Origin of the sequence: Nostoc sp., from assembly GCF_036919675.1 — a bacterium.
GTDB lineage: Bacteria > Cyanobacteriota > Cyanobacteriia > Cyanobacteriales > Nostocaceae > Nostoc.
Window position 1 is genome coordinate 12,614 of sequence record NZ_JBALCP010000047.1, and the last position, 20,646, is coordinate 33,259.

At 42.5% G+C, this 20,646-nt stretch carries 19 protein-coding genes; 10 read left to right on the top strand and 9 right to left on the bottom strand.

What is annotated here, in order from left to right; translation table 11 throughout:
* Positions 1-59: 59 nt before the first annotated feature.
* From V7K49_RS09005 to V7K49_RS09020, 4 genes are all read right to left on the bottom strand, one after another.
* On the bottom strand, positions 60-560 hold the full coding sequence (locus tag V7K49_RS09005) for a CGLD27 family protein (protein ID WP_334721967.1): 501 nt from the start codon (positions 558-560) through the stop codon (positions 60-62).
* Positions 557-1,015 (bottom strand): ribosome silencing factor, encoded by a 459-nt coding sequence (gene rsfS / locus V7K49_RS09010; protein ID WP_334968650.1) that lies wholly within the window; start codon positions 1,013-1,015, stop codon positions 557-559. Before rsfS ends, V7K49_RS09005 begins: the two co-directional genes overlap by 4 nt.
* 148 nt (positions 1,016-1,163) lie before the next feature.
* A complete protein-coding gene (locus V7K49_RS09015; RefSeq protein WP_334865548.1) occupies positions 1,164-1,319 on the bottom strand; it encodes a hypothetical protein in 156 nt (51 codons plus the stop codon).
* An 835-nt stretch (positions 1,320-2,154) separates the two neighbouring features.
* Positions 2,155-3,435, bottom strand: a complete 1,281-nt coding sequence (locus V7K49_RS09020; protein WP_335205282.1) for a glycosyltransferase family 4 protein — start codon at positions 3,433-3,435, stop codon at positions 2,155-2,157.
* A gap of 288 nt (positions 3,436-3,723) precedes the next feature.
* On the opposite strand from V7K49_RS09020, the gene V7K49_RS09025 reads away from it, so the two are divergent.
* The 5 genes from V7K49_RS09025 (at position 3,724) to V7K49_RS09045 (ending at position 10,073) form a co-directional block, all read left to right on the top strand.
* Positions 3,724-4,992 (top strand): DNA cytosine methyltransferase, encoded by a 1,269-nt coding sequence (locus V7K49_RS09025; protein ID WP_334865544.1) that lies wholly within the window; start codon positions 3,724-3,726, stop codon positions 4,990-4,992.
* A 79-nt stretch (positions 4,993-5,071) separates the two neighbouring features.
* The gene (deoC, locus tag V7K49_RS09030; protein WP_334865542.1) at positions 5,072-5,752 is read left to right on the top strand and encodes a deoxyribose-phosphate aldolase; all 681 of its coding nucleotides are present in this window, start codon (positions 5,072-5,074) and stop codon (positions 5,750-5,752) included.
* Between the two features lie 261 nt (positions 5,753-6,013).
* Positions 6,014-6,943, top strand: coding sequence for a DNA repair protein RecO (gene recO, locus V7K49_RS09035; protein ID WP_335205283.1), 930 nt, complete (start codon positions 6,014-6,016; stop codon positions 6,941-6,943).
* Positions 6,930-8,570 carry an MFS transporter gene (locus tag V7K49_RS09040; RefSeq protein WP_335205298.1) on the top strand — a complete coding sequence of 547 codons (1,641 nt, stop codon included), beginning with the start codon at positions 6,930-6,932 and terminating at the stop codon, positions 8,568-8,570. Before recO ends, V7K49_RS09040 begins: the two co-directional genes overlap by 14 nt.
* A 354-nt stretch (positions 8,571-8,924) precedes the next feature.
* Complete coding sequence (locus V7K49_RS09045) at positions 8,925-10,073, top strand: glycosyltransferase family 4 protein (protein ID WP_334865538.1); 1,149 nt, start codon at positions 8,925-8,927, stop codon at positions 10,071-10,073.
* A 353-nt stretch (positions 10,074-10,426) separates the two neighbouring features.
* Here V7K49_RS09045 and V7K49_RS09050 read toward each other — a convergent pair whose 3' ends face one another.
* The 4 genes from V7K49_RS09050 to V7K49_RS09065 form a co-directional block, all read right to left on the bottom strand.
* Complete coding sequence (locus V7K49_RS09050) at positions 10,427-11,242, bottom strand: peptidase (RefSeq protein ID WP_335205284.1); 816 nt, start codon at positions 11,240-11,242, stop codon at positions 10,427-10,429.
* 10 nt (positions 11,243-11,252) lie between these two features.
* Positions 11,253-11,486 carry a preprotein translocase subunit SecG gene (gene secG, locus V7K49_RS09055; protein ID WP_273768523.1) on the bottom strand — a complete coding sequence of 78 codons (234 nt, stop codon included), beginning with the start codon at positions 11,484-11,486 and terminating at the stop codon, positions 11,253-11,255.
* 151 nt (positions 11,487-11,637) lie between these two features.
* Complete coding sequence (gpmI, locus tag V7K49_RS09060) at positions 11,638-13,236, bottom strand: 2,3-bisphosphoglycerate-independent phosphoglycerate mutase (protein ID WP_335205285.1); 1,599 nt, start codon at positions 13,234-13,236, stop codon at positions 11,638-11,640.
* A 220-nt stretch (positions 13,237-13,456) separates the two neighbouring features.
* Positions 13,457-15,142 (bottom strand): ABC-F family ATP-binding cassette domain-containing protein, encoded by a 1,686-nt coding sequence (locus V7K49_RS09065; RefSeq protein WP_334865532.1) that lies wholly within the window; start codon positions 15,140-15,142, stop codon positions 13,457-13,459.
* Positions 15,143-15,711: 569 nt separating this feature from the next.
* Between V7K49_RS09065 and V7K49_RS09070 the strand changes: the two genes are divergently transcribed.
* The 5 genes from V7K49_RS09070 to V7K49_RS09090 all read left to right on the top strand — a co-directional run bounded on the left by V7K49_RS09070 (position 15,712) and on the right by V7K49_RS09090 (position 19,741).
* Positions 15,712-17,124 carry a tyrosine-type recombinase/integrase gene (locus tag V7K49_RS09070; protein WP_335205286.1) on the top strand — a complete coding sequence of 471 codons (1,413 nt, stop codon included), beginning with the start codon at positions 15,712-15,714 and terminating at the stop codon, positions 17,122-17,124.
* A 27-nt stretch (positions 17,125-17,151) separates the two neighbouring features.
* Positions 17,152-17,283, top strand: a complete 132-nt coding sequence (locus V7K49_RS09075; RefSeq protein WP_335205287.1) for a hypothetical protein — start codon at positions 17,152-17,154, stop codon at positions 17,281-17,283.
* A gap of 9 nt (positions 17,284-17,292) precedes the next feature.
* Positions 17,293-17,628, top strand: a complete 336-nt coding sequence (locus tag V7K49_RS09080) for a hypothetical protein (RefSeq protein ID WP_334865526.1) — start codon at positions 17,293-17,295, stop codon at positions 17,626-17,628.
* 175 nt (positions 17,629-17,803) lie between these two features.
* A complete protein-coding gene (locus tag V7K49_RS09085) occupies positions 17,804-19,150 on the top strand; it encodes a GTP-binding protein (RefSeq protein ID WP_335205288.1) in 1,347 nt (448 codons plus the stop codon).
* A 330-nt stretch (positions 19,151-19,480) separates the two neighbouring features.
* A complete protein-coding gene (locus tag V7K49_RS09090) occupies positions 19,481-19,741 on the top strand; it encodes a Calvin cycle protein CP12 (RefSeq protein ID WP_334865524.1) in 261 nt (86 codons plus the stop codon).
* On the opposite strand, the gene V7K49_RS09095 is transcribed toward V7K49_RS09090, so the two are convergent.
* Positions 19,738-20,556 carry a TlyA family RNA methyltransferase gene (locus V7K49_RS09095; RefSeq protein WP_334865522.1) on the bottom strand — a complete coding sequence of 273 codons (819 nt, stop codon included), beginning with the start codon at positions 20,554-20,556 and terminating at the stop codon, positions 19,738-19,740. The genes V7K49_RS09090 and V7K49_RS09095 overlap by 4 nt on opposite strands.
* Positions 20,557-20,646: the final 90 nt, after the last annotated feature.

Below are 20,646 nucleotides of genomic sequence, written 5' to 3' on the forward strand. Positions count from 1 at the left end.
CTCAGTACTCGGTACTCAGGACTCTTCATTAATCACTCCTAACTCCTGACTCCTAACTTTTAAAACAAATGCCAAACTATCGTACCAATAACGAACATTCCCGCCAAGCCAGCAACGGTAAATTGTAACCGCCGCAGAATAGGTTTGATTTCGTATGCCACAATTAAACGATCGCGGTTGAGGACTTCCTGTGGCTTCGTCCAAGTTTGGCCGTCATACCAGCCGGACTCTTCATAAAATACTGTGGGACTGCAAAGGCGATCGCACACGTAAAACCACCCTAAGTACAACCTTACCAGTGCCAGCACTACTCCGACACTCGCTCCTGCTGCACCACAAAGGATAAAATGTGCAATATACTTGTGGGCAGGAAAACTTGCCGCAGCTACAGGTCCTGCTACCAGCCAAGATAAACTCCAAATCCAAACAATTTTCGTGATATACTTGCGCCAATTTAAAGTGCTATCACGAAACAGCCAGGAAGTTTTTAACTCTTCGTACTCATTGAGCGGTTGTTGGTCTGTGGGAACTGGGCAATTTGAAACCGAAGACCTAATCATGTTGGCTTACCCTCACCCTCATCAGATTCTGGAAGGGAAATACGCTCTGCATGAATCCAGAACGCTTCTAAATTATAAAACTCCCGTTCCTTGGGCATCATGATGTGAACGATCACATCACCGTAGTCTTGTAGTACCCAACTCCCCTCGACTTTTCCTTCTGTCCTTATGGGACGCCGTTGCAATTCAGTTTCGACTTTTCCTTCAATTGCTTGAGCGATCGCCCTTACTTGTACTCTAGAATAGCCAGTCATCATCACAAAGTAATCAGCCAGGTAAGATACCTCTGCTACTTTGAGCAATAAAATCTCACCCGCTTTGCGGTCTGATGCAGCTTCTGCGATCGTTGCAGCTAATTTTCCACTCGTCTCTTCAGTTTGGGCGTGGCTCTTTACCACACTTTTCGTCAGTGGGACAGATTGTAATGGGAAATTTCCTTGGAAATAATCAGTCATTAAACCTCATGTGCTTTCTTTCTTTTGAAACAATTGTTTACATTTACTTACAAATAACAAACAATTGATCTGAAAATGTGTCAATAGGTTTTTTTGAATACTAACAAAAAAATAGGTGTCTATGGAAGCTGGTTTGATAATTAGCTGTTTATATTTCGACATCAGCAATCAGCAGTTGCGGATGGTTATTATGCAGCTTTTCAAGTGCGATTCGTTCAGTCGAAACCGAGCAATCGGGGGATGACTGGCTTTTACAGGGTAATTCATTAGGATTGAGTTCGCACTTTAATCCCTTGTAGATCACAACTTCATAACCTTATAAGTAAGCGTAAGTACCCTAGAAAACGACAACCCCTATCTTCTATACGTAGGAGTGAAAACACATATCTCCCACTGTAGAGACTAGCCCTCAATCGGTGAAGCGGGGATAAAAGCAAAAAGAGCTACTAGTACCGCAAGGCGGAAGTCAAAAGTCAAAAGTCAAAAGTCAAAAGTCAAAAAAAATACAGCGTAAACGTTTCGTTGATTTGAAATGGGTTGTTTATTTCCGCCGCGCTGTACTAGCCTAAAAGTGGTTTCCTGTGAGTAAGTCCTTATGGATAACTCTCATCTAAGTCACTACTTGAATCACCGTTACTGCAAACCAGCGAAATTAGGCTTTATGCGGTGGAAGTCCCAAAAGGGTATAAGAAAACAAAGGGTGGTATGAAGATTTTTATCGACATACCTACGTTATCCAAAAACTCCGTAAAAAGGTGGCATTCTAACGGAACAAAACTCCAGTTACGAGGAACGAAGTACTCACCTAATTACTCTCAAAGAGGTGGAATACTTTCAGTAGTCAGCTAAGACGAAAACTCTGGATTAAAACCAGGTAGCAGGTGAGAGAGATTGAGCAAAGCTGGAGACGTTTCGCCTCCGGTCAGAAGCTAATGCCTTGCTGTTTTCTGGATAATTCTTTCCACCATGCTGTACTAATAATTTGCAGGTAACGTCACATCGATGTTTTCGGCTGTCTACTAAAAACTACAATACAACTGCTCTTGACTTAAACCCCCAGAATTAGTTAACCACCCTCAAAATCTGTTGCTATTTAGATAGTGAGGGTAGAATTGCGACTTTCTGAGTTGGTCACATCCTCATGGGCTTTCTGCTCTCGATACTGTAACTCTTGTGGACTGAATTGCTCTACGATCTACCGTCAATGAGTAACACAACGACTCATACTGATTTAAAGCTTGCTCAAAAGCATAGTGTTCAACCGCATATTGACGACTTTTATAACCCAGAGTTTTGACTTTTTCGGGGTTTTGGTACAAATCTAAAATTGCCATTGCTAAAGCTTGAGGATCTTCTGGAGGAACGATAACTCCGCCGCCACTTTGCCTGATGGCTTTTGCGGCTGTACCATTGTCAGGGACAGAGGCAACTAAGGCCCTTCCACTGGCAAGTAACACTTGAATTTTTGACGGCATATTGAAGGATACAACATTTTTCTTTTGCACCACCAAGCCAACATCAGCAGCTGCTAACATTTGTGGCAAATGTTGGCGGGGTTGAAATGGCAGTAGCAAAACATTATCTGCGCCGCAGTTTAGACATTCCTGTTGCAATCGCTGTAAACCTTTTGCTTCTCCAACGATGACAAAAACAATATCTGGGATATGGCGCAACTCAGAAGCAGCTTTGACGACGCCTTCTAAGCCTTGGGTTAGGGCAATGTTACCAGAATAAAGTACTACAAATTTGCCATTCAGATTATGTGCTGCGCGGAAAGGGTTATTTTCTTTAGGCAAAGGGCAGATAAAATTTACATCAACCCAGTTGGGAATTTGCACAATTTTGTTAGCTTCTACGCCCTTAGCTCGCAAATTGTCCACAAACCCATCAGCAATGACGCTAATTTTACTGGCAGTGTGGTAAGCAAATTTTTCCAACACTGTAAATAACTGTATAAGCAATTTATTTTTCAGTAGACCGACGTGGACTGCTGCTTCTGGTAATATATCTTGTAGGTTTAAGATTACAGGACAAGCACGTAACCATCCTAAAAGAGCGACTGGTACACAGCTTGGCAAAGATGGCGATGTTGAGAGAATAACATCTGGGCGCCAACCGATGAGGGCAGGCACAAAACTAGTGACAACGAAACTAGCATCTAGTAACACCCGATCTAATAGGTTGGGTTGGGGACGAATCCAAACGTAACTGCGTTGAATTTGAACGCCATTTTTGTATTCGTTGACATACCACTTGCCCCGATATTCCTGGTAAATTTGACGCTCAGGGTAGTTGGGCATAGCGGTGATTACGCGCACTTGATGCCCACGGTTCACTAGTCCCTCTGCTAATTCGGTCATCAGTGGGGCAATACCAATTGGCTCTGGATAGTAGTTGTAGGAGTAAATTAAAATCCGCATAAAAAATTAGTCCGAAGTACCCCGGTTTTTTATTTAATGACAAATATTTGTCTTAAACATCATTTAGAGTTTGGAAACTCCTATATTTAATTGTGACTTCAGACTCTTTCTTTGTCAGGGATTTTCCTTAAAGATTAAGTAAACTTGGATATGAAATACTTAGGGAATCTGTGAATTTTTTTTACTATCCTGAGCACTATTTGAAGTGTTCGTTTCTAATTGGTGCGTAAGTAGAAACTCTATGTTTTTCGATATTAATTAAGACCATTTCACAATATTAGTTATTCAATGAGCGATCGCCCTTGTATTTTCTCCTTTTTTGCTGGTTCAGGATTCCTAGATTTAGGTTTTGAAACCAGTGGTTTTAATATTGTTTACGTCAATGAAATTTTTTCCTCATTCATGGCAGCATACCGCTATTCACGGCAGGTTCTCAATCTCCCATTGCCAGAATACGGGTATCATGACAAAGAAGCAGGAGACGTAACCCAACTTCTTGAAGGTTTACAAACACAACACCTCCGGCAGTTAGTACAAGACTGCCGCAAATCTAATAATATTGTGGGCTTCATTGGTGGGCCTCCCTGTCCTGATTTTTCTATTGGGGGGAAAAATAGAGGGCGTTTAGGAGATAATGGCAAGCTTTCCGCTTCTTACGTTGAATTAATTTGCCGCAATCTTCCAGATTTCTTTTTATTTGAAAACGTTAAGGGGTTGTGGAGAACGACAAAGCATCGTTTATTTTTTGAATCACTCAAGCAACAATTACTGGAAGCAGGCTATATATTAACAGAGCAGTTAATTAATGCTATCGAATATGGTGTACCCCAGGATAGAGAAAGAATTATTCTCATTGGTTTCCGAAATAATTTTATCCAGGATATCGGAATAAAAGTCGGTAGTGAAAATTTACTAACTGAGACATATTTTCCTTGGGAAAATCATATTTTATATCCTCAAATAAATGTTTTTGCTTATCCTTGGCAAAAGTGCGAACCATTCCAAGAAAATTCCATCACGCCTTGTCCTGACGGCATCCCTCAAGAATTAACAGTTGAATACTGGTTTAGAAAAAATAACGTGCTGAAGCATCCCAATGCTGAAAACTGTTTTCAACCAAGGGCAGGGATCACAAGATTTGCTGCTATTGATGAAGGAGATGATTCTAAAAAGTCTTTCAAGCGTCTGCACAGATGGCGTTACTCTCCGACAGCCTGCTATGGAAATAATGAAGTACATTTGCATCCCTATAAAATCCGGCGAATATCTGTGGCGGAAGCCTTAGCCATACAATCTTTGCCTGCAAATTTTGTCCTTCCAGAGAATATGTCGCTCACGAATATGTTTAAAACTATTGGTAATGGCGTACCATATTTGGCATCGAAGGCTTTAGCTAAAACTATTATTGACTTCTTAAGAACTGGCGTGAAAAATGCTGTTGATATTCCTAAGCTTACTATGCCTAATGTCAACTTAAACACTTACAGTAATTCCGGGAAATCTCCAAAGCCGACATCCAAAATAAGTCAGCAGTTTGTTTTCAGGATAAACTCGTAATAAATGTGGTTTAATATATATATAAGAAATGTTTTAATTTTTTATAAAGTTTAATAATCAATTACTGGCAGAAGACACGATGGCAGCAGACTATGCAGATATTGATATTGCGCCATTTATCGATCACGCCCTGTTAACGCCAACGGCTACTCCAGAACAGGTTAAGCAGTGGTGTGAAGAAGCATACAGATTCAATTTTGCGGCGGTTTGCTTGTATCCCGCCTATGTCAAACAAGCAGTCGAACTCCTCCACGGCAAAAACCCAAAAGTCTGTACGGTGATTGGTTTTCCCTCTGGTGCAACAACTTCAGCAGTCAAGCTGTATGAGGCTCAAGAAGCAGCAGAAAATGGGGCCACTGAGTTGGATGTGGCAATGAACTTGGGCTGGTTGAAAGCTGGTAAAACTGAAGAAGTCCACCGGGAAATTGCCGAAATTTGTGAAGAGACTGGGCAAACTGTCAAGGTAATTTTGGAAACCAACCTGTTGACAGATGCGGAGAAAAAAATAGCTGCTGAAATAGCTATGGAGGCGGGGGCGGCTTTCTTAAAAACTAGTACAGGTTGGAATGGTGGTGCAACAGTGGCAGATGTGCGACTTTTGCAGGAATTGGCCAAAGAAAGGGTGGGAATTAAGGCTTCGGGTGGTATCCACACTATCAATCAAGCCCTAGACTTAATCGTAGCTGGTGCTACTAGATTAGGCACATCTCGCGGTATCGATTTGCTCCGCCAGCGCGATAACCTGGGAAAGGGTGAATAGTCATTTGTACTTTGTCCTAACCTAATGACCAATGACCAATTTTAGATTTTAAATTTTGGATTTTGGATTGAGGATTCAAAATTTAAACCTGGTTTGAGAGCAACTAGTTTCAACTATGGAAAAATTTAAAATCTAAAATCCTTGCATTCCTTTCCCAAGCCCCTACCTTGAGGTATGGGGTTAATCTAAAATCTAAAATCGTTCGACTGAGCGTAGCCGAAGTCCCAAATCCCAAATTGATTAGCTAATGACTAATTACTAATGAGTAGAACCTACAAAGCAACCGGAATTAATCTTAAAACCCAGGTGCTGGGAGAATCAGATAAAATAGTGACGATTTTGACACCGGAGTTGGGACTGATTCGAGCAGTGGCTCCAGGGGCACGTAAGCACAACTCCAGCCTGGGCGGCAGGAGTGGTATGTTTGTTGTCAATGAACTATTGATCGCGAAAGGGCGATCGCTTGATAAAATTACTCAAGCACAGACGTTAAAAACTTATCCTGGTTTAGCTAAAAATTTGGGAAAATTGGCTGCTAGTCAGTATTTAGCAGAAATAGTCCTGTGTCAAGCTTTGAGCGAACAACCCCAAGAAGAACTTTATGAGTTGTTCAATGAACATCTCCATCGGTTGGAGGCGTTGTCTATTGCAAATGCATCTGGTGTTTTGGCTCATCTGGCTCATGGGGTGTTTCATCTTTTAGCCCTAGCAGGACTAACACCGCAAGTGCAAATCTGTTGTCTATCTGGGCGCCCCCTCAAGCCAGACTTTACAGACCCCAACTGGCAGGTAGGATTTAGCATTCCTGCGGGTGGAGCGGTTTGCTTAGAAGTTTGGGAACGTTTGCGAACAGAGGGAGAGAGGGAGAGGGGGATACAAAGAAATTCATCTTTTTCTCCATCACCCAATCACCCCATTATCCCATCACCTCCAAAACCTGGCTCCCAAACAGTTGTTGTGCATCGGCAAGAAATACCTGTGATTTCTAGTCGTCCGGGTGCTATGGAATTGGCTTTGCTTCAACATCTGTCACAACCAGAGATAATGCAAATTGATGGTGCTAGAGATCATAACTGGTTATCTGTTGAGAAGATTTTGCGCCAGTATGCTCAGTATCAATTAGGTCGCCCTATTCGCTCTGCTACCTTGATCGACTCTTATTTTGCTGCCAACCATGATGCAACCGTCTGATTTGGATAAAAAAATCCTGCCTTTGTCACCAAGTCTTGTCAAAAAACAGAATGGGGCATTAGATCCTCCAGTCAAGAATCACTTGAGTGCCGTTTCCAAGTGTACACCTAGTCAAATCAATAGCCAAGAAATGTCCCCAAAAGACGTTTCTAAAAACGATCAAACTTGGACAGAGGAGATCCCAAAAACAGATGTTCCAAGTCAATCAGAAATACAATCTGAGGAAAAGTCAACTACTGCTGAGGTAGATAGCAACGGGCAAAGTTTGCCAGCAACTTCTCCCCCAGAAAAAGAACCACCGAAATTAGATGGCTCTGGTTCAGGTCCAGAAGCTGTTTTAGGAAATGTCAAACAGAAAGGGTTTTTGCCTGTATTAAAAAACCCTAATTTCCTGGCTCTTTGGGGTGGTCAAGTTTTCTCCCAACTAGCAGATAAAGTTTATTTGGTGCTGATGATTGCCTTGATTAATACTCAGTTTCAAGCAAGTAATCAGAGTATTAGTGGTTGGGTATCAGTCTTGATGATGGCTTTTACTATTCCAGCCGTATTGTTTGGTTCCGTTGCTGGTGTATTTGTTGATCGCTGGTCGAAAAAGGCTGTGCTGGTGGCAACGAATATTTGGCGCGGCATCCTGGTTTTGTCAATTCCCTTCCTGCTGTGGTTAACTCATGAGTGGAAACCCATAGGAGCATTGCCAGTGGGTTTTTTGATCATCCTGTGTGTGACTTTTTTCGTTTCCACACTGACGCAGTTTTTTGCACCGGCAGAACAGGCGGCAATTCCCTTAGTGGTAGAAGAACAGCATTTGCTCTCGGCAAATTCGCTTTACACCACAACGATGATGGCATCGGTGATTGTTGGGTTTGCTGTCGGGGAACCATTGTTAGCGATCGCTGATGGACTTTGGCTGCAAATTGGTGGTAATGGTAGTTTGGGCAAAGAACTTTTAGTAGGTGGTAGTTATGCGATCGCAGGAATAATTTTATTCCTCTTGGCAACGAAGGAAAAACACCACGACCCCGATACAGAATTCCCTCACGTATTCTCTGACTTGCGGGATGGTTTTGCCTATCTCAAAGCAAATCATCGCGTCCGCAATGCTTTGCTTCAGCTGATTATCTTGTTTTCTGTCTTTGCAGCATTAACTGTTCTAGCCGTTCGCATGGCAGAAATAATTCCTAACATGAAAGCCTCTCAATTCGGCTTTTTACTAGCATCTGGCGGTGTTGGCATCGCTGCTGGAGCAACAATTCTCGGTCAATTTGGTCAACGCTTCTCCTATACCCAACTAAGTTTGTGTGGTTGTATGGGCATGGCAGCATCCCTGATTGGTCTATCAATATTTACAACCCAACTGTGGCTAATACTCCTGCTGGTGGCGCTATTAGGTATCTTTGGGGCGCTAGTGGGTATTCCCATGCAAACAGCGATCCAAACAGAAACACCTCCAGAAATGCGTGGTAAAGTCTTTGGCTTGCAGAACAATGTAATTAATATCGCTCTCTCCTTACCTTTGGCATTAGCAGGTGTAGCAGAAACCTTTCTGGGATTACAGGTAGTTTTTTTAGGATTAGCAGCGATCGTCTTTTCAGGAGGTATATTAACCTGGTATAACTCACATAAGTAGTTATCAGCTAACAGGAGTTATTATTCATTACCTTGAAGTAATTACTAATTTCCTGAAAGCTTTTGTGTTCATGGTAAACTGTGGTCAGTGAAAATTTATCACATACTTGCGGGATATCAATCTGATATTAGTCAGAATAAGTTGTTTAAATATCATAAATTAACAACTTATAAGTAGAATAAATAAAGCCATAAATCCACTGGTTTAATCAGCTTAAAATAGGCTGTTTAAACTATATTGTGGTGGAAATTTGTAATAACTAAAAAAACCAGCAAGTATAGCTAGATAAAATAAAAATCACAAAGGACACACAAGTAATAGATTAAACCCGCTTTTCTTATAGCTAAATAAAGAATGCGTATAGCCTGGATTGGAAAAAAATCACCCTTTTGCGGGAATGTCACCTACAGTCGAGAAATTACAAATGCCTTGCTAGATAGGGGACATCAAGTTAGCTTTCTTCACTTCGCCCAGGAAGAGTCTGAACCTGACAATTGGCCAAATCTTCGAGAGGTTTCCCTCCCTTTCATTTACAAGTCCCAGGTTTATACAATTCCCACTTTTAAAGCCACCAAAGTTTTAACGGAGTCGCTGCGGGAAATCAAGCCAGATATAGTCCATGCTTCCTTGACGCTATCTCCTTTAGACTTTCTTCTACCGGAAATCTGTGAGGAACTGAGGTTGCCCCTAATTGCCACTTTTCATACACCGTTTGCTGGCAAGGGGGCAAAGCTGATATCGGGAACACAACTTTTGGCTTATCAGCTCTACGCGCCTTTTTTAGTTAACTATGATCGCGTGATTGTATTTTCCCAAATTCAGCGAGAATTATTGGCACGGATGGGCGTGAGAGAAGAAAATATTGCCGTAATTCCCAACGGTGTTGATACCGCCAAGTATTCTCCGGGACTTTCTAAAGTCAAAGCAGAATTTAAAGCCGAACGCTTGTTTGTCTATCAGGGTCGAATAGCGCCAGAGAAAAATGTCGAAGCCCTCCTCCGGGCTTGGAAGCAGTCTGCAATGGGGCTTGGTAGTAAGTTGCTAATTGTTGGCGACGGTCCTTTGAAGTCTTCCTTAGAGCCGTTTTTTGGCTCAGAGTACGGCATTATTTGGTTGGGATTTATCGCTGATGAATACCGACGCATCGAAATTTTGCGGGGCGCAGATGTATTTGTTTTGCCTTCATTAGTAGAGGGTTTGTCCCTATCTCTGTTAGAAGGAATGGCATGTGGGCTGGCTTGTTTAGCAACAGACGTGGGTGCAGATGGAGAAGTATTGGAAAAGGGCGCAGGTGTAGTTATTAGTACCAAAACAGCGCGAACGCAATTGAGAACACTCTTGCCAGTGTTGCAAGACCATCCAGAGTTAACAACCTTACTAGGGCAAAAAGCCAGACAGCGTGTATTAGACCGCTATACCCTCAGTAAGAATATTACTCTACTGGAAGAACTTTATAAGGAAGTTTTAGCACAGCGACCTCTACCACTAAGTCGCAGGGCATAGGGAAAGGGAAAAAGTGCGATCGCACTGTAAATTCTCAGATGGCCATCAATGCGATCGGGTAAAATAGAGATACCTGACTAAGAATTCTCTTACCAGTTTTACAAGATATCTAGAGTTCACGATATGAAGTATGACGCAAGTCAGATAAAGTTGAGAAATATCCCTGATTTAGAGCAGCTAGAAGATGGAAAGTGGTGCCGAACATATATCTATTGCTTCACAAATCTGTTGCCCGAACAAAACCTTAGTTTCTTCTAGAAGAGAGTCTGGGGAGAATTCAATTTTTTGGAGCAGGAGTTTTTTAACAGTCATAGATTATAGGAAAGGCCAACATTTTCCAATTTACCTATCGCTCAATTAATCTTTGAATTATCCACTAAAGACCATCCTAAACTGGTTGGCTGTTCATAAACCCGCTTTAAAGTATTTATATCTCTGGCAGAAATAGGCGACGGGTTACGAACTTGAGAAAAATATAGCGCATCAGTTTGTAGCGGACTATGACCCCAAATTCCCAGCGCATGACCGAATTCGTGGCGGATAGCAGCAATGAGATACTCACCTGTTTGACTGGGGCTTAAAAAGATGGTGAAGCGGTGGGATAAAAGTTTGTTGCTGGTGTATAACTCGTAAGTAGTTTGGGCCGATCGCGCCCGGGGTATATTACTACCAGGGGAAATTTGTAGAGGTGGCGCTTTTCGCACAATTGTAATATCAGCAATTTCTGGCTGCTCGACTACTGTCAAAGGCAAATAAGTACTCCATTCTTGCACACCCTGCAAGACACCTTTAACCCATGCTTGAGCTTGTTTTTCACTGATGGCTTTTGGTGGTTCTACGTAAACTCGAACGGGAAATTGTGACCAGACCAAATAACCAACTTGGGTTGTTGTGATTTGGGAAAAGTAGTCACCGCTGTTAGTGCTATCTTGCCACTGTATAAGTGTGGGCGGTAAAGGATGGGGTTTTGGGGAAGATGAGGGAGGGAGAGAGATTATGAAGCCTAAATATACAGATTTTGGTATTATTGTAAACCCATTGCTCGACTGGAGATTTGTAAAAATGATTAACAGCCCTGTGCCAATAAACAAGGCAAGAGCTGTAATTAACCGCCGTGAAATTAAATTTATTAGGGTGTTAAGTATCGGGTGTTGGGTTATTTTCCCCATTAACCTATCCTTATTTAGGTAGCCAACCAGCACTTAAAACTACTGTTAAACCGAGAAAAATTACTGTCAATGCCCAAGTAATTCGGTTTAAGGTGTTTTCTGCACTCTTGGTACTGCTAAATAACTGAGCTTGTCCGCCAATGGCTCCAATGCCATCACCTTTGGGGCTATGCAGTAAAACCAAGATAATCAAACCAGTGGCGGAAAATGCCCAAATGCCTTGCACAATATTAGTAACTATCATGGTAGGAATCTCATTTATAAAAAGTTTCAAAAAACAGAATTCATTCAATTTTGGATTTTAGATTTTTTCTTTCATCCAAAATTCAAAATCGGCAGAGTTAGGAGTCAGGAGTTAAAAAAACTTAATTCATCACTCTTAACTCCTAACTCTTTTACAGCCCTACTTGCACGGGGGTGCGAGTGCGTTGCAGCTCATATTCTGCTGTTTTCAGCAGCGATCGCCCTGTCATTTCTGGTGGCTGAGGCAGCTGTAAAATCTCTAGAATTGTGGGGGCGATGTCGGATAGCTTGCCATCGCTTCGCAGTTCGACATTTGTACCATATCCAGGGATTTTGACTTTCTCTCCTTCCACCAAGATAAAAGGGACTGGGTTAGTGGTATGAGCTGTCCAGGGATTACCTCCCTTATCTAGCATATACTCAGCGTTGCCGTGGTCGGCAGTAATCATTGTTGTACCGCCGGCTTTGATAACGCTTTCTAGCAGGCGTCCCAAACAGCGATCAACTGTTTCAACTGCTGTAATGGTAGCTTCGATTTGACCAGTATGCCCTACCATGTCTGGGTTGGCATAGTTAATCACAACTAGGGAATACGTACCCTTTTGAATCGCAGCGATCGCTACATTTGTAACTGCTGCTGCTGACATCGCTGGGGCGTGATCGTAAGTCGCTACCATCGGGCTGCTTACCAGTTCTCGGTCTTCTCCAGCAAAAGGTTCCTCCAATCCCCCATTAAAGAAATAGGTGACGTGGGCGTATTTTTCTGTTTCAGCTGTGCGGAACTGATTCAGACTATGATTGGCTATCACTTCTCCCAGAATGTTACTGAGATTCTGAGGCTCAAAGGCTACAGCCACGGGTAAGTCTGAATCGTACTGCGTAAAGGTGACAAAAGACAGGGGTGTGATTTGCTGTCTTTCAAAACCGTTAAACGTGGGACTGACCAAAGCTTGAGTCAGTTGTCTGGAGCGATCAGGGCGGAAGTTGAAAAATATCACCCCATCCCCTGGTTCGATTGCGCCAGGAGCAATTCTGATTGGGTTGACAAATTCGTCTTTTACCCCTTGGGCGTAAGATGCTTGCAAGACTTCCACAGCCTTGAGACCATTACCAACACTATCTTGGGTCATCACATCGTAGGCGCGTTTGACCCGATCCCAGCGGTGATCGCGATCCATCGCGTAGTAGCGACCGCTGAGGGTGACTATGCGCCCAATTCCTGTGCGATCTATATAATCTTGCAGCAGTGTGATTGCTCTTACACCGTCAGTTGGGGCGGTGTCACGACCATCGGTGATAGCGTGGATACAAACTTCTGGAATTCGCTGGTCTTTGGCTAAGTCAAGTAGTCCGAATAGATGGGTGATATGCGAATGTACCCCTCCCTCAGAACAAAGGCCTACTAGATGCAGCTTGCTATTCCGAGAGCGAACTTCCTGGCAAATTTTAACGAGTGCTGGGTTTAAGGCAATAGAACCGTCTTCGACTGCATCAGAGATGCGTACAAGTTCTTGCGGTACAACTCGCCCAGCACCAATGTTCAAATGACCAACTTCCGAGTTGCCCATTTGACCCTCTGGCAACCCTACAGCTTTTCCTGATGTGTGGATGAGGGTATGCGGGTAAGCTGCCCATAAAGTGTCCACGATTGGAGTTTTAGCAGCAACAATAGCGTTTCCTCGCTTTTCCTCGCAGTAGCCCCATCCGTCTAAAATGACTAGCACCACAGGAGCAACAGGTGCTTTGGTCATAGTAAAATTGCCCTTTACTTTTTGTAATACTCGAATGATACCACTGCTAATCCACGCCGCAAGTGAATTTTTGCTTATTAACCTCTTTTATGAAGGACTTGCAGTTTTTTGAAATATTTTTTAAATTTTAGTAATTTTTCTGTGATGTTTTTGATCGCTAATAAGGAGTGATTACTTAGTAGTAGCGTTTCAGACTACTACTAAAACAGTATCCAGCCCCTTATTTCCTTTTTGTGGAAGCTTTAGCAGCTTTCTTAGCAGCTTTTTCGGCAGCGATCGCAGCTAACTTCGCTTGTTCTTTTTCTTCGGCAATTTTCTGGAGATAGTAATGATAATCTCCTAAGTAAACCCGGAATTCACCATCACGAATTTCTACGATTTTGTTTGCTACTTGAGAAATAAAGTAGCGATCGTGGGAAACTACAATTGCCGTACCATCATAATTTTTTAGCGCTTCTTCCAGCATTTCTTTCGCTGGAATATCTAGATGGTTTGTCGGCTCATCTAAAATTAGTAAGTTCGCGGGACGTAAGAGCATTTTTGCCAACGCCAGACGAGCTTTTTCTCCTCCACTTAATGCCCCAACTGCCTTAAATACAGTGTCACCAGTGAATAAAAACCGTCCCAAAAGCGTGCGGACTTCTTGATTATCCCAATCGGGAACTTCATCATGGATAGTTTCCATGACAGTTCTTTTCAAGTCCAAGGCTTCAGCTTGATTTTGCTCAAAGTAACCAGGAAGAACGTTGTGATCGCCTAAATTCACGCTACCTTCTGTGGGTTGTTCCATACCCATAATCACGCGCAGAAGGGTAGATTTCCCAGCACCGTTGGGGCCAAGAAATGCAATGCGATCGCCTCTTTCAATTAGAAGATTCGTTCCCAAAAACAAAATCTTATCATCATAGATATGAGTTAAGTCTTTAATTTCTACTACCTCGCGTCCACTGCGGGGTGCAGGCGGAAAACGGAAGTGGAGAGTTCTGACTCCCGCAATGGGTGCTTCAATGCGCTCAATTTTGTCAAGTTGCTTTTCCCGGCTTTTTGCCTGGGTACTACGGGTAGCACTGGCGCGAAATCTATCAACAAAGGTTTGCTGTTTCTCTAATTCTTTCTGCTGGCGTTCGTAGGCGCTAAGTTGTGCTGATTGACTTTCAGCTTTTTGTGACAAATATGCCGAGTAGTTACCAAGGTAGGTTGCCGAAACACCACGTTCAGTTTCCACAATTTGGGTGCAAAGGCGGTCAAGGAACTCCCGGTCATGGGAGACTATTACCATCGGCGTAATCAGCCCTTTGAGGTAATTTTCCAACCACTCAATGGTTTCTAAATCCAGGTGGTTAGTCGGTTCATCCAGCAGCAACAAGTCGGGTTTTTGCAAAAGAATTTTACCTAAACTCATCCGCATCTGCCAACCACCACTGAAGGCACTGACGAGGCGATCGCCATCTTCTAGCCCAAACCCCATCTCTGGTAAGATTTTCCCGATGCGTGCATCTAAGTTGTAGCCATCCAAGGCTTCAAATTTGCGCTGCAAGCGATCCAACTTGTCGATCAGTCGATCCAGTTCTTCTGGGTTAGCCGTTTCCATCTCTTGTGGTACGTGTGCCAGAGACAACTGTACTTCGTTGGCTTCTTTGAAGACAGTCCAAAATTCTTCTCTAACCGTGCGGCTGGGGTCTACTTCAAACTCTTGGTTGAGGTAGGCTATATGTAAGCTGTTGGGACGAATGATTTCGCCAGCGGTGGGTTCAATTTCCCCAGAGATGATTTTGAGTTGGGTGGATTTTCCCGCACCGTTGACACCGACTAAGCCAATGCGATCGCCTGGTTTAACTTCCCAGTTGATATCTTTGAGAACTTCGCCTGTGGGATAAATTTTACTTATATGTTCTAATCGCAGCATTAAGTTTCTCTCAGGTAGGGAGTGGGTGGTTGAGGACGAAGTACTAACACCGCTTCCAATATTAACAAAAATTAACTATAAATTCGTCGTGAGTCAAGTTTCAAGGGCGCAAACAAAATTTCGCCTTACTCACGCATAAAACTTACCGCATCCTTTTCAAGGCTGACTTTGTGTTACTTGTCTGATTTCTTCGACACTCAAATCTAAAGCCGATGCTACTTGCTTTATACTCAACCCTGCTGCCAACCAACATTAATGGTACTGTTTTTAGTTTACCTTTAACCGCACCTTGTTCAAAGGCTTTCTGATCAAATCTGGTAGTTAACTCACCATTTATACAATCAATCTGCTACGCAGCTTATGCAAACTCTTCTGAACAATTGCCTAATTTGACAAAACGGCTAACAGTCTGGAAATTAAGTAGGTAGGCACAAATAAACCTAACTATGTTAGGACTTACGCAAAAACCGCCAAAAAGCTTAATTTACCGTAGACACGTAGTGGCTTGCCGCAGGCTACCGCCACATATTACGTTCACTTTGGAACTAATTTTACCTAATTTGAGCATTATGATAAATAACCTTAAAACACCCAGTGGTAAGGCTAAAAAGGGGCAAGTCACAGTTCGGGTTGATTCAGGGGTAGTCAAAGCTTGCTTCCCTAGAAACTACTGTAACAAGAGCCAAATAAAGCTGGCAACAGGTATTCCTCTGGGAAATGGGTGGGAGTATATAGCTAGTAAGCTACAACGGAAATTACAAACAGAACTTGAGGATGGGGAGCTTGATGATGGTCAAGGGAACTTCAACTTGGGGCACTATCAGGATATTTTAAAGAAGTATGGCTTAAGATCAAATCTGAAGTTAGGGAAGAGTACTTTAACCTCAGAAGACCAATTACCACCTAAACGTGAGTTATCTCTGATGGAGATTTGGGATAGGTATTGTGAAAGTATAAAACCAGGGTTAAAGGAAACAACTTATGCTAAAGCTTTTAGTGAAACTTTTACTAATTTCCTTAAGTCAGCAATAGAAGCTACAAAAGCTGAAGATGCAGTAAAAATTAGAAATTGGTTGGTTGAAAATAGAAACTTACCTGCTGTTAAAAAGCTAATTAGTCATTTATCAAAAGCTTATAGATTTGCCATAAAATGTCAGTTGATAAATTACGATCCTTTTGATGGTATGTCAGATGAAATAAAACAGTTAGGTGCAAAAGGTAAAAAACAAAATGAGGTAGAAACAGAAAGTGATGATGATATTTTAGATAGATCAAAATCCTATAGCTGGGATGAGGTATTAATTATCCTTGAAAGCATCAAGCAGACAAAGCACTGGTATAACTTCATCAAGTTTAAGTTCCTAACTGGAGTGCGTACAGGTGAAGCAGTTGCATTTATGTGGGGTGATGTTAAGTGGGATAGTGAAGAGATTTTAATCAGACGCACCTACGATAGAATGACTAAAGGTTTTTACCCGACAAAAACAGCAAAGGGAAATCAAAGTGTAATTAGACGCTTCCCTTTACCTAAAGATGGGGAATTATGGAGCCTTCTAAAATCAATCCCTCAAGGTAAAGCAAATGAAATAGTATTTAAATCAAAGACAGGTAAGATAATACTAAGTACAACTTTCCATGCAGTCTGGAGTGGGGCGTATGGTAATAAAGGGATTATTCCTCTACTGATAAAGCAAGGTAAGCTTAGTAAATACCTTAAACCCTACAACACCAGGCATACATTTATTACTCACCAAATATTTGATTTAGGCAGAGATGAGAAAATAGTTTCTGCTTGGTGTGGGCATGGTGAGATGGTAAGCCAAAAACATTATCAGGATATAACTGATAGGGCTATGCAAATTAACCCTGAACTTCCAGTTACCACTAGTCAGCAGGTGCAGCAGTCAGAGATAAACCTACTGAAAGAGCAGCTACAGCAACAGCAGGAATTAATCAATAAGCTTCTTTCAGGGCAGACATAGTTAAGTATAACCAATGTAGAAGATTCAGTGAAAGGTAGAGAGCTTGCCCTAAAAGCTATAGACTTTATAAAACCACTGGTTCTTTTAGAGTTGAATGATTTGAAATCTAAAGTTGAAAAAGATTTGGAAAACGAAAAAAAGAACAAAAACAAGATATAGGACTCATATTTGATTTTTGAAATACACGTAGGGGAGCCAGTGCGTTGCGGTGAGTCCAGCGCTGTAGGCGGGTTTCCCGCCGTAGGTGACTGGCGAACCCGAAGGGAGGTTCCCTCCGTTGTAGCAACTGGCGTTGTGTTATGCCGTAGGCTAACGCACCACCCGAGGGTTTCGGTGCGTTACGTCAGCCGTAACACAACGCCAGTCCGCTCAAGTCGGGAAACCCGCCCACACGGCTGGCTCCCCTACATATACTTAGATTTTTTCACGCAATCAAATCGGATTACTATAGTGAGTGATCCAAATAACAGCACTCCTCTAGGAGGCCCAGGCGAGGGTCTGTAAACTAAATAAGGTATATAATACCCCTTTTGTAAGTAGAACACTTGTGGAGGGGTTTATGCTGAGGATAGTACTCTGATTCCCTGATCAGTTTGAGCATTTTTTGAGCATCTGGTGGAATTAGATCAAAATGGATATATAGCCTGTTGTTTGTCCAACCTTAAATCAACCTAACTTCGTGCGTAATCTGCAAGAAACTCACTTAAATCGTGCCCGCGCCAGTCTCAGGCAAGTGCTGTCTTGGTATGGATATCTTCGCAAGTCAGGACAGCTTTCATCTAACCCAGAATTGGCAGGTTTAGTGAAACCGGAATTGGAAGCTTTGAACTCCACACTTAACAAGCTGGACTCTAGCGTTATTAGAATTGCTGCTTTTGGTTTGGTGAGTCGTGGTAAGTCAGCAGTTTTAAATGCCTTGCTGGGAGACAAGATTCTGCAAACTGGGCCCCTGAACGGTGTCACTCAATGGCCGCGTTCCGTGCGTTGGCAGCCAGGGGGTAAGGTACTAGTAGAGTTAATTGATACCCCTGGATTAGATGAAATTGAGGGTGAGTCACGGGCGGACATGGCACGAGTTGTGGTACATCAGGCGGATTTGATTTTGTTTGTCGTGTCTGGTGATATCACGCGCACTGAATATCAGGCACTGCTGGAATTGCGTCAAGCACAAAAACCCTTGATTTTGGTGTTTAACAAGATAGACCTTTATCCAGATACAGACCAGGGAGCGATTTACCAAAATTTACAACAACTCGGTGCAGGACATCCTCAAGCAAAGCCTCTACTACCTGATGAAATTGTCATGGTGGCGGCGGAACCAGCACCAATGGAAGTACGGGTTGAGTGGCCTGATGGACGTGTCAGTGATGAATGGGAGACACCACCACCGCAAGTAGATGAACTAAAAGAGACAATTCTGAATATTCTCAATCGAGAAGGGCGATCGCTTCTGGCTTTAAATGCACTAATCCAAGCAAGGGATGCAGAAGCCGCGATCGCTCAAAAAACCATCGACTTACGCGAACAAGAAGCCGAAGATATCATCTGGCAATTTACCAAATACAAAGCTTTGGCAGTAATGCTCAATCCCATCGCCTTCTTAGATATCCTTGGCGGAACTGTTGCCGATTTAGCTTTAATTCGCGCTCTAGCTAGGTTGTATGGTTTGCCGATGACTAGCTATGAAGCTGGAAAAATTTTAAAAACAATTTTATTTAGTTCCGGTGGCTTGTTGCTGGGAGAATTAGGTAGTAGTTTTCTTTTAGGTTTGGGTAAGAGTACGGCTGCAATCACCAGTGGTGACAATCCCAGCAATATTACTGCCTTTGCTGGCAGTGCGATCGCTCAAGCTGGTATTGCCGGTTATGGAGCATACTCCGTTGGCAAAGCTGCCCAAGTGTATCTCGAAAAAGGCTGCACTTGGGGTCAGTTGGGCGCTAGCAGCGTCATTCAAGAAATTCTATCTCAAGTTGACCAGAACACAATTCTGTATCGTCTGCGACAAGAATTAGGGATAAAATATTGAGAATAAATAAAAATTGTTTCCCGTTTGTTGCCGTTTATAAGTATTTATCAACTTCTATCAAGCTCTTATGACAATTGACTGACATTCCCAATTTGGGATGCAAGATTGAAAACATGACCATCTCTATTAATGACCACAAGTAGTGGAATTTTCCTACCTTTTTGAATCAAAGATGACAATAGGGTAATTCCCACTCAATTTTGCGAAAAAGATGACGGTGTTTACTACCGCCTGTTGTGGGAAGCCTATCTAAACTGGAAATATGAGCTTTCTGAGGTCATTGAAAGCTCACACTTAACATCTATCTCTATAAACTAAAGGTAAAGGATCATGACAACTAGCCTAAACTCATTTGAAACTGCTGGGGCGGCAAATCTTGAAGAAGCCATTACTGAAGCCATTACTGAAGCCCGCACAACTTGTGAGCAAGATGGCAGTAATTCTGCAGATTGTGCCGTAGCCTGGGACATTGTGGAAGAGTTGCAAGCTGAGAAAGCTGATCAACAACAAGCAAAACAAAAGAAAACCTCTCTAGAAAATTACTGCGATACCCATCCAGGTTCCGTAGAATGTCTCATCTACGACGTTTAACTTTTCCGTAAATCAGTTGTTGCTGATTGCGTTATTTGCTTAACTGCCTCTAAATTAGGTGGTGGTATTTCACTTTCCATTTCCAACCACAAAAGATATTCGATATTCCCAGCCGGGCCAGTGATCGGCGACCAAGTTAAGCCTTTGTATTTCCATCCTAATTCGTGGGCTGCTTGCAACACCTGGAAAATAGCATCAGCTTGGTCGTTTGGATCACGCACAACGCCTTTTTTACCTACACGGGATCTGCCGACTTCAAACTGTGGCTTGACTAACAATACAGCTTCTCGGTTAGCTTGAGTTAGTTGCCACAAAGCAGGCAAAATCTTAGTTAAAGAAATAAACGATACATCGACAACAGCCAAATCAGGAATCGGGTCATCCTTGCCATATAACTCATCTGGTCGTAGTTGCCGTAAATTGGTGCGTTCCCGCAAAATTACCCGCGAATCATTTCGCAACCGCCAGTCAACTTGTCCGTAACCAACATCAATTCCGTAAACTTTTTTTGCTCCAGCTTGCAAGAGACAATCAGTAAAACCACCAGTAGAAATCCCACCATCTAAACAAATGCGCTCTGCTACGGGAATGGTAAATACTGACAAAGCTTTGGAGAGTTTTTCACCGCCTCTAGAAACAAAAGGCGATCGCTCCTTAATATTTATTTGAGCTAAAATATCAACTTCTGTACCAGACTTATCAACTACCTGCTGATTAACAGTAACTTCCCCCGCCTGAATTAACCGCTGTGCTAAGGCGCGAGAAGAACATAAATTTAGCTCTACTAATAGTGTGTCGAGTCGCTGTTTAGCCAATTAACTAGACTCTCCTGGTAAAATTAAAGTCAAAGCACGATTGATAATTTCTTCTCGGTTAATCAGCTTTTCTAATTCTTCTGGCTCATA